Annotated in this window: 8 protein-coding genes and 2 pseudogenes; 3 read left to right on the plus strand and 7 right to left on the minus strand. The window is 69.9% G+C overall.

The annotated features are described in order from the left end of the window. Window positions 1–436 precede the first annotated feature (436 nt). Both ABT085_RS27980 and ABT085_RS27985 read right to left on the minus strand, forming a co-directional pair. The gene (locus ABT085_RS27980) at window positions 437–2056 is read right to left on the minus strand and encodes an MDR family MFS transporter (protein ID WP_502982821.1); all 1620 of its coding nucleotides are present in this window, start codon (window positions 2054–2056) and stop codon (window positions 437–439) included. Between the two features lie 452 nt (window positions 2057–2508). Next, window positions 2509–2755, minus strand: a pseudogene (locus ABT085_RS27985) (transposase); the annotation flags it as partial. Window positions 2756–2884: 129 nt separating this feature from the next. On the opposite strand from ABT085_RS27985, the gene ABT085_RS27990 reads away from it, so the two are divergent. Next, window positions 2885–4117 (plus strand): MFS transporter, encoded by a 1233-nt coding sequence (locus ABT085_RS27990; RefSeq protein ID WP_351613618.1) that lies wholly within the window; start codon window positions 2885–2887, stop codon window positions 4115–4117. A 248-nt stretch (window positions 4118–4365) separates the two neighbouring features. Continuing rightward, complete coding sequence (locus ABT085_RS27995; protein WP_351613621.1) at window positions 4366–4953, plus strand: TetR/AcrR family transcriptional regulator; 588 nt, start codon at window positions 4366–4368, stop codon at window positions 4951–4953. Between the two features lie 41 nt (window positions 4954–4994). On the opposite strand, the pseudogene ABT085_RS28000 reads toward ABT085_RS27995, so the two are convergent. Continuing rightward, window positions 4995–5315 (minus strand): annotated as a pseudogene (locus ABT085_RS28000) (IS200/IS605 family accessory protein TnpB-related protein); the annotation flags it as partial. Here ABT085_RS28000 and ABT085_RS28005 point away from each other — a divergent pair. Continuing rightward, window positions 5308–5727, plus strand: a complete 420-nt coding sequence (locus ABT085_RS28005; protein WP_351613624.1) for a hypothetical protein — start codon at window positions 5308–5310, stop codon at window positions 5725–5727. The pseudogene ABT085_RS28000 and the gene ABT085_RS28005 overlap by 8 nt on opposite strands. A 97-nt stretch (window positions 5728–5824) precedes the next feature. Here the strand turns inward: ABT085_RS28005 and ABT085_RS28010 are convergent, their stop codons facing one another. The 4 genes from ABT085_RS28010 to ABT085_RS28025 all read right to left on the minus strand — a co-directional run bounded on the left by ABT085_RS28010 (window position 5825) and on the right by ABT085_RS28025 (window position 9105). Then, window positions 5825–7021, minus strand: coding sequence for a metal-dependent hydrolase family protein (locus ABT085_RS28010; RefSeq protein WP_351613626.1), 1197 nt, complete (start codon window positions 7019–7021; stop codon window positions 5825–5827). 462 nt (window positions 7022–7483) lie between these two features. Further along, a complete protein-coding gene (gene tatC / locus ABT085_RS28015; protein ID WP_351613628.1) occupies window positions 7484–8272 on the minus strand; it encodes a twin-arginine translocase subunit TatC in 789 nt (262 codons plus the stop codon). A 65-nt stretch (window positions 8273–8337) separates the two neighbouring features. Continuing rightward, window positions 8338–8607 (minus strand): Sec-independent protein translocase subunit TatA, encoded by a 270-nt coding sequence (tatA, locus tag ABT085_RS28020; protein WP_351613630.1) that lies wholly within the window; start codon window positions 8605–8607, stop codon window positions 8338–8340. Window positions 8608–8721: 114 nt separating this feature from the next. After that, on the minus strand, window positions 8722–9105 hold the full coding sequence (locus ABT085_RS28025) for a Sec-independent protein translocase subunit TatB (protein ID WP_351613632.1): 384 nt from the start codon (window positions 9103–9105) through the stop codon (window positions 8722–8724). Between the last annotated feature and the right edge of the window lie 188 nt (window positions 9106–9293).

Consider the following 9293-nt stretch of genomic DNA (forward strand, 5'->3'; position numbering starts at 1 on the left):
CCGGAAACCGATCGATATCCAGGCTTTACAGCGAATGGAAACCGATCGGCATTCCTGATGGAAGGGGGTAATCACAGTGATGCGGATTGCAGCAGCGCGAAGCGCGCAGATGCCCGATCCGCCACGGCGGCTGCATTTCGTGATGCCGATGGTGCTCGTGCCGGTCAGAACGCTGTGTCCGCGTAGATGTGCTATCGCAGGCGGGCCAGTGTCGGTGGCGTCTGCGTCAGTTGGACCAGTGCAGGACGTGTTCGGCATCGTGTTGGGCTGCCCGGCAGGATCATCAGCCTGAGCAGGCGCGGGAGTTCGTGGCAGGTGATGAAAACGAAGTCGGGCCGGTCGCTGGCGGGGGCGTCGCGTTCCAGGGCGGCGGTGGCGGCCACCGGCGTCCCCACGGACGCCAACACCCACCGGACCGGCATCGGCCGGACCAAGGTCATGGACTGCAGCGCCGTGGCGACGGCAGGTCAGGCGCTGTCGGGGTGCTGGGGGCGGCCGAGCGCATCGGCACCTCCTTGATGAAGAGGATGGCGATCAGCGCCAGCAGCGCGAACGGCGCCGCGGCCAGGAAGACCTCGCCCACGCCCTCGCCGAAGGCGTCCTCGATGAATGGCCGCACGCCCGGCGGGATCAGACCGAGGTCCGGGATCGCCGAGTTCTTGAGCGACTGCGCCGCGGCCAGCGGCACCCTCCCGGCCAGCAGGCCCTGTGTCACCTGGTGGTTCACCCGGTTGCTGAACAGCGCGCCCAGCGCGGAGACGCCGCTGGCGCCGCCCATCGTGCGGAAGAAGGCGACCAGCGCGCTGGCCGAGCCCAGTTCCCGGACGGGCACGGTGTTCTGCACCGCCAGTACAAGGTTCTGCATCATCATGCCGATGCCGAGCCCCGAGAGCGTCATCGAGACCGCCACCTGCCAGTACGCGGTCTCCGTGCGGACGGTGCCCAGCAGGGCGAAGCCCGCGGTGAGGCAGACCGCGCCCAGCACCAGGAAGATCTTCCACCGGCCGATCCGCGTGATCAGTCGGCCGGTCAGCAGGGAGGCGACGCCGAGGGCAAACACCATGGGCAGGGTGTAGACGCCGGACAGGGTGGGTGACTTGCCCCGAGCCAGTTGGAAGTACTCGCCGAGGAACGTGGTCTGGCTGTACATGCCGGCGCCGACGGCCACCGAGGCCAGACACGCGAGCGTGACCGTCCGGTGGCGGAAGAGGTGCAGCGGCACGACCGGCTCCGCGGCCCGCCGCTCCACGAGGACCGCAAGCACGAAGAGGACGAGGCCGCCGCCGACCATCGTGCAGGTCTGCCAGGAGAGCCACGGGTACCTGTCCCCGGCCAGAGTGACCCAGACCAGCAGCAGGCTCACCGTCGCGGCGATCACCGCGGAGCCGAGGTAGTCCACCTTCACCCGCCGCTTCACGGTGGGCAGGCGGAGGGTCTTCTGCAGCAGCACCAGGGCGAGGATGCCGAACGGCACGCCGACGTAGAAGCACCAGCGCCAGCCGAGCCAGGAGGTATCCACGATGGTGCCGCCGATGAGCGGTCCGGTGACGGTGCCGAGTGCGAAGACCAGGCCGAAGTAGCCGATGTAGCGGCCGCGTTCGCGTGGGGTGGTCATGGCCGCCACGCAGGCCTGACTCAGCGCGGTGACGCCGCCCACCCCGACGCCCTGGAGCGCCCGGCAGGCGATCAGCTCACCGGTGTTCTGGGAGAGCCCGGCCAGCATGGAGCCGAGCACGTAGATGCCAAGGCCGAGCTGCACCAGCAGCTTTTTGCTGACCAGGTCGGAGAGCTTGCCCCAGAGCGGGGTGGTGGCGGTGAGGGAGAGCAGGGTGGCGGCGACGATCCAGGTGTACGCCGACTCCCCGCCGTGCAGGTCGTGGAGGATCGTCGGCAGCGCGGTGGCCACGATGGTGGAGGAGAGCATGGCCATGAAGAGCCCGAGCAGCAGCCCGGACATGGCGGAGAGGATCTCCCGACCGGACATCCCGCCATCGATCTCGCTGCCGCGCGCGGACTGGCTCGCCTGGGTCCCACCCGGTGTCATGGCATGGCTCACGCAGATCTCCTCACATTGAGTAGACAGGTCTGTATAGCGAGCGGCCAAGACTAGATAGATCTGCCTGATGCGTCAATCCGCTCCCCCACGTCACGGCGTCAGCTGTCGGCCGGGCGTGGGCATCTCCACGCCCGGCACCGTGGCCGCCGTCGCTGTTCGGCGGCGTCGCGGCTTCGCTTCCCGCGGCCGGCAGTGGCGGTTTGCCGGACCGGAGGTCGGGCATCGGCCGCGATCCCGCTCCCGGAGGGCGGGGCGACCTGACGGCCGACCGCGGTGGCACCTCGTCTCGGCGCCCGTAGCGCGACCCCCACGGCCAGTACGCGGCCCGCCTCCACCGGGAGGGGCGGGTCCGCATGAGGACCTCGAAGACGGCACGTCCACACGGGCCCTCCTCCGGCGCTGCAGTGACCGGCGCGCATATCCCGCCACCAGAGAGTGCGAGCCGACGAGGTCTGGGTGATCGCGTACGGCCAGAGCGCCCCGGTGGCCCGGGCAGGCCCGTGAGCCCGTCGCGGCACACGGTCAGCGCGCCCTTCAGGCCGCGGTGCTCGTGCCAGGTGAGCACGCACAGCCAGAGCTTCACCCCTCGTCGCCCCGGAGCCAGATCCCCAGCACGTTCTTGATGCCGTCCGCACCGATGACCAGGTGCGCGGCCTTGTTCACCACCGTGCCGCCGTCGCGGACCTTGGTCCGGATCGCAATGACACAATTGAAATATTGGACAAGTCTGTCTAGTCTCGCCACTGGTCATACAGACCTGTCTACCTAGGCAAGGAGATGCACATGAGCCGGGCCATAACAGCGGGCGCGACCCGGGCGAGCCAGTCCGTGCGCGGCAGCGAGATCGATGGCGGGCTAGATGCCGGCACCCGGTCCGAGCCGAGAGGCAAGCGCCTGTCCGGCACACCCGTGCTGTACCTGCTGGCCTCGGTGTTCGTCTCGCTGCTGGCCTCGTCGAGCGCGCCGACGCCGCTGTACGCCCTGTACCAGGCGCGATGGGGCTTCTCGCCGATCACGACCACCATCGTGTTCGGTGTCTACGCGATGTCCGTGCTCATGTCGCTGCTTACCTTGGGCAAGCTGTCCGACCACGTCGGCCGCAGGCCCGTGCTGCTGGTGACGCTGCTGATCCAGGTCGCGACAATGGCGGTGTTCGCCACGGCTGACGGCGTGCCCTCGCTGCTGTTCGCCCGTGTCATGCAGGGCGTGGCGACCGGTGCGGCCATCGGCGCGGTCGGCGCGGGCATGCTCGACATCGACGCAAGGCGCGGCCAGTTGGCCAACGCGGTGGCGCCGACCATCGGCACGGGGACCGGCGCACTTGTGTCGGCGCTGCTGGTGCGCTATCTGCCCGCACCCACGCATCTCGTCTACTTCCTGTTGCTGGCGGTGTTCGCGCTGCAGGCGATCGGCGTCGCCCTGATGCGTGAGACGGTCACGCCGGCACCTGGTGCTCTGGCCAGCCTCAGGCCCGAGATCAAGCTGCCGCGACAGGTCGGCGCGCACGTGCTGGCCGCGGCCCCCGTGCTGTTCGCCGGATGGGCGTTGGCCGGGTTGTACGGCGCCCTCGGCCCCGCACTGGTCGCTACGCTGACCGGCGACAACGCCGAGGTACTGGGGGGCTTGAGCGTGTTCGTGCTGGCCGGCGTCGCCGGGGTCGCGGTGGCCGTGCTGCGCAACGCTCAGCCGAGAACGATGATGCTGATCGGGATCGGCTCGCTGCCCGTGGGCGTCGCCATCACCCTCGTCGCGCTCGCTGTGGTGTCGCTGCCGTTGTTCTTCGTCGGCACCGCGGTTGCGGGGGCCGCCTTCGGCGCCGGGTTCCAGGGCAGCATCCGCACGGTCGTGCCGCAGGTCACGCCGCACGAACGGGCCGGTGTGCTGTCGCTGCTGTACGTGGTCTCCTACCTCGGCTTCGGTGTACCCGTCGTGGCGGCCGGTTTCCTGATCGTGCATGGCGCGGGTCTGCTGGGCGCGACCCGGGACTACGGTGTCGCGGTGATCGTGCTGGCGGCAGTGGCCCTGCTCGCGCTGATGCGGGCCCGGCGTGCCGCTCGGTGACGGTGATCGGATCGGGGCGGGTATCCACGTGCCTCGGCCGCCGAAGGTCCGGGTGACCACGTCGACGCAGGTTCTTCCCCTGCCCACGGTGAAGCCGGTGTCCTGCTCGTGGGCGGCCTGGATCTCCCTGGTCTCACCCCGGACCTCGACCAGCAGCAGGACGAGATCCCCGGCCCATGTCGCCTGCGGGTGCGCTCTCCGCCACGACTACCCCATGTAGTCTGTACAGACCTGTCTAGTCTGAAGGGATGATGGTGATGGCAATGGCGAGGACCGCGGCCAGGTCATCCGCGCGTGAGCGTCTGCTGGCCGCCGCCGACGAGCTGTTCTACGACGAGGGCATACGCTCGGTCGGCATCGACCGGGTGATCGAGCATGCAGGCGTCGCGAAGGCATCCCTGTACAACACGTTCGGCAGCAAGGACAAGCTGATCCACGCCTATCTGAAGGGCAGGCACGAGAAGGTCGCCGCACGCATTTCGGCGGCGGTCGCGGCTGCCGAGACGCCGAGGAAAGGCCTGCTCGCGGTGTTCGACGCGCAGGCGGCGTCGTACGCCGATTCCGGCTTCCGCGGATGCCCGTTCGTCCGCGCCAGCGCCGAGGCCCGGCCCGGTGACACGGTGGACCAGACGACGAGCCAGTACCGCGCGTGGGTACGCGGCCTGTTCGCCGAGCTGGCCGAGCAGGCCGGCGCGTCCGACCCGGCGGCGCTCGCCCGCGCACTGCACATGGTCTACGACGGCTCTATCGTGTCCGCCCGCAGTGACCATGACCCCGGAGCGGGTGCCGTCGCACGGGCCACCGCCAGTGTGCTGCTGGACGCGGCGCTGGGCTGACCCGCCGCCATGACGGTTCGGCAGGGATCTGCTGACCGTTCCTAAACAGTGTCCAGGAGTGAGCTTTGTACTCTCATCCCGGAACTGCGCGCATCCCGAACGGTTTTGGATGCACTGGTCCCCCGCGTTCGCTGAGAAGTCCCCGTCCGGGGACGTGCATCGTGTGCACGCTCCGTGATGGGTGGGCGGGTTTCCTCACGCCCTCGGACGCCCGATCCGGCCTGGACGGTCCGATACCTGAACCCATCGCTCTGGTGGGTGCAGGGCGGTGCCGTCCGTCGCCGGATCGGGTGCCCGAGGGCGCGTCGCCCGATCGCGATGCTCGCGGCATCGTGACGGGACATCTTGCGAGTCTTGCTGGACGCGTCCGTGAATGATCAGCCGGCGACAGGTGAGCGGGAGCTGCTCGGGGCGCTGGCGTGCCCTCCTGCGGTGGTGCTGGTGGAGGGCAAGGCCGGAATCGGAAAGAGCCGGTTGATCCAGGAGATGCTCGACGTGCCCGGGGTCCGTGGTCGGCGGGCGCTGGCGACGGCCTGCCCGCCGTTTCGCAACGCGCTCACCCCGGCCTCCGTCGTGGACGCGCTTCAGCAGGTCGGCACGGACCTGGCAGGGCTCGAACTGAGCCCGCTCGCGGGCACGTTGCATCCGCTCTTCCCCGAGTGGGCGGCCGAACTGCCGGCCGCGCCGGAACCAATCACAGACGCCGGGGCTGCCCGTCACCATCTGCCTTCCTGTACGAAATACCGTCAAAACAACGGTACGAGGCAGCACTGACATCGGGCAGGCATGGGAGAGCAGATTCTGCCAGCAGGAACCGTCAGAACAGGATCGGAGCCGGGGCAGCGGCGCCCGCGCCGGTCCCCGGCCCTGCTCAGCGTATGCGGATACCGGCGCGGAAGACTGCCCGTACGTCGAGGACGGCTGCAGGGTCGTGGGCGGGGTTGCCGTCGATGACCAGGATGTCGGCGTCGGCGCCGGCAGTGATCCGGCCCTTACGGCCCTCCACACGGCACAGCCGGGCCGCCGAGCTGGTCATGGACCTCAGCGCGTCCAGCGGCGCGACGCCCAGCCGGGCCAGGTCGGCCACGCCGTGGGGCAGGACGTTGTGAGGCTTCCAGGGCCCGATACCGGCGTCCGATCCGATGACGACGTGGGCACCGTGCTTGTACAGGCTGCTGTGGGCGTCCAGGACCGCGTCGACATGCGCGGCCATCTCTTGCTGGGTCATGCCCTTGGGCGGCGTGAAGGCTTCGCCGGGAGCGATGCCGAGCGTCAGGCTGACGAAGGTTTCATTCCTGACGATGGTGTCGATGAGGTCGGGGTCAAAGGCGACGCCGTCGGCGGTGAGGAAGGAGACGTGTTCCAGGCTGTCGACGCCCGCTTCGACGGCGTCCCGGATGGCCTGGACGCCATGGGCGTGGGCAGCCACCGGCAGCCCGAGCCGGTGCGCTTCGTCCACGACGACACGCAGGTCTTCCAGGCCGTACTGCGACGCGTGCGCCGGCACGGAGCCGGGTGTCATGTGACCGCCACTGGCCATGATCTTGATGACGGCGCAGCCGCGGGTGTGACGCTCGCGGACAGCGGCACGCAGCGCCTCGACGCCTTCGACCTCGCCGCCGAGGAAGTGGCAGTGACCGCCCGGGGTGGTCAGCGGAGGGCCGGCGGGAAGGATCTGCGGACCCTGTTCCGGGTGCCGGGCCATCTCCTCCACCAGGGTCAGTGAGAGGTAGCGGCGGTCGCCGAGGTCGCGCACGGTGGTGATGCCGGCCTGCAGGGCGGACCGGGCCGCGGCCCGCATGTGAGCCAGGAGGTCGCTGTCGGAGGTGGAGGCCAGGGAGGTGACGGGGTCGGGGCCGGCGTCGAAGGCAAGGTGGACGTGGGTGTCGATGAGGCCGGGCAGCAGGCAGGCCGAGGGACCGAGGTCGATGACCTCGGTGCCGTCGGCGGGCAGCGCGCCGGTGCGGTCCACGCGCAGGATGCGGCCGCCCGAGACGTGCACGGTGGCGGGGCCCGAGAGGCTGAATCCGTCGAACATCGAACCGGCGTGTATGGCAGAAGAGTTCATGGTCGCTCCGATCAAAAAGGGTGTGTCATGCGGTGGCCCGCCCCGGGATCCGCTCTGTTCGGGGCGGGCGCGGAAGATGGGTGCTCGGCTGGAGCCGGTCGGTTTCTGCCGGGCAGCGGGGTGTGCGGCGCTGTCGGCGGTGCGGCAGCACGCGGTGTGCGCCGCCCGGTGCGGCACGGCGTCGAGCGCACCGCCGTTGGGGCCCGGGGGCAGGGCGGGTGGCGTCGGGATTCACTGCTCTCGGCATCCGCAGCGCACCCTGTGTCCTTCCGGGTCGGTGTGCCGGGCCGCGGGCGGCGAGGTGCTGCAGACGGGCCGCCGTGCCGGTACGGCGGGCGCGTTTCCGGTTCCGGTTCGGGACCTCCTGCGCGAGGCGCACGGCCTCCCTTCGTCGCCCACCGGCGCCCAGTCCTGGGCGGGGACCTGCTCCATCAGGTCCTGCGTCTCAGCGGCGGCTGCCCTTCAGCGCTCATGGCTACGAGACGCTCTGCGGCGGTCGTTGCCCCAGGCGATCGCGCATGCTCCCAGGTAGAGCAGGCTGATCGGGGCGGCGAGCAGCAGCATGCTGAGCGGGTCCGTGCTGGGGGTGGCCAGTGCGGCGAAGACGGCGATGCCCATGAGCATGGGGCGCCACCAGCCGCTCATCCGGCGCGCGGTGATGACGCCGCCGAGGTTGAGCAGGACGAGCAGGACGGGGAGTTCGAAGGAGAGGCCGAAGACGACGACCATGCGGGTGGCCAGGTCGAGGAAGTCGTCGACGGGCAGCACGTTGGTGGCCGTGTCGGGGGTGAAGGAGATCAGCACCCGTGTCGTGGTGGGCAGGCTCCAGTACGCCACGGCGGCGCCGGCCAGGAACAGAGGGATTCCGGCTCCGAGGAAGGCCAGGGTGTACTTCTTCTCGTTGCGGTGCAGCCCCGGCACGAGGAAGGCCCACAGCTGGTACAGCCAGACCGGGCTCGCGGTGACGACTCCTGCGGTGATCGCCACCTTCAGGGCGAGGGTGAAGGGCGAGAGCAGGCCGTTGAGGGCGATCAGGCCGCAGCGCTCCCCGTCGGGGGCGTCGGCCAGTCGGCCGGGGGCGCAGCCGGGCAGGGGGTCGATGAGGAAGGCGATGAGTTGCTTGTAGAAGAGGGATGCGACGACCGTGACGAGCAGGATCGCCCCGACCGCCTTGATCAGACGGTTCCGCAGTTCTCGAAGATGCTCCGCGAGGGGCATGCGCGCAGGTTCGTGCAGGGTGTGAGTGGGCATGGACGGTCCCGCTCCCTTCATGTGCGGCGCAGGCCGCACATGTGTGTGTCCGTGGATGTGGCGCTTCAGCGCCGGTGCGGGGTTTCCGGTTCCTCGGCCGTCTTCGGGGCCGCATGAGGGCCGTCGGACACGGGCTGAGGAGCGGGAGCTGCCATGTGCCCGCCGGTGTGGGGCTGGTCCTCGTCGTCCCCTCGCATCGCCTTGGTCTCGCTCTTGAGGATCCGCAGCGACTGCCCGAAGGAGCGCGCCATATCGGGGAGGCGCTTGGCGCCGAAGAGGAGCAGGAGGACGACGAGGACGAGGAGGATCTCGGGTGCTCCGAGCCTGCCGAACATGGGTGTTTCCTTTCGCAGGGGTTGGTGCACGGGAGCGGCGCTCCCGCGCGGTTGTCCGGCTGCCCGCGGATGCGGGAGCCGGCATGCCGGGTCGACCGGTGTGCGGCGGTTACTTCAGGGCCGGTGCTCGGCGGCTGTGGAAATCGGGTCGGCCCGGACAGGCTTTCCGGTGTTCTTCGAGGTCCGGGCCGGGGCACTGCCGGCCGGCTTGCCGTGGAAGTCGGCGTCGGCAGCAGATTCGGCCGGGTTCAGGTCCTCGCCGCCGAGCAGGTTCTTGGCCACAAGGGTCCTGGGGTTGAGGTCCTCGAGTGCCAGGTCCGCCAGCTCGGGCGGGAGTTCACTTCGGATGCTCGCCTGGGCGCTTCGGGAGACCTCCCGGACCTTGCGCAGAATACGCGCGATGTCGGACACCATCTTGGGGAGCTTGTCGGGCCCGACGAGGACGACGGCCAGCACCATCAGTGTGGCGACTTCCAGCGGGCCGATGTCGAACAACATCTGTGACTCCGGACTGGGTTGGGCGGAAAGTACGGCGCTCCTGGGCGGGCGGCGGAGCGTGTCGCGTCAGACGTCCGGCCCCCGGCGGCCGCCCGCAGGGCAAGCCGGCCGCACCGCGACGTGCGGGCTGTCCCGGCTGCCCCTGCGGGTGCGATGGCGCCATGTGCGGTGTTCGCCGGGGTCCTGCC

This window comes from Streptomyces sp. NPDC002265, assembly GCF_040296125.1.
Taxonomy (GTDB): Bacteria; Actinomycetota; Actinomycetes; order Streptomycetales; family Streptomycetaceae; genus Streptomyces.

Bases quoted from the DNA above. Each gene is read 5' to 3' on its own strand.
- ABT085_RS27995 (WP_351613621.1), top strand. From the start codon at position 4,366: ATGATGGTGATGGCAATGGCGAGGACCGCGGCCAGGTCATCCGCGCGT.
- ABT085_RS28010 (WP_351613626.1), bottom strand. From the start codon at position 7,021: ATGAACTCTTCTGCCATACACGCCGGTTCGATGTTCGACGGATTCAGC.
- tatC (WP_351613628.1), bottom strand. From the start codon at position 8,272: ATGCCCACTCACACCCTGCACGAACCTGCGCGCATGCCCCTCGCGGAG.
- tatA (WP_351613630.1), bottom strand. From the start codon at position 8,607: ATGTTCGGCAGGCTCGGAGCACCCGAGATCCTCCTCGTCCTCGTCGTC.
- ABT085_RS28025 (WP_351613632.1), bottom strand. From the start codon at position 9,105: ATGTTGTTCGACATCGGCCCGCTGGAAGTCGCCACACTGATGGTGCTG.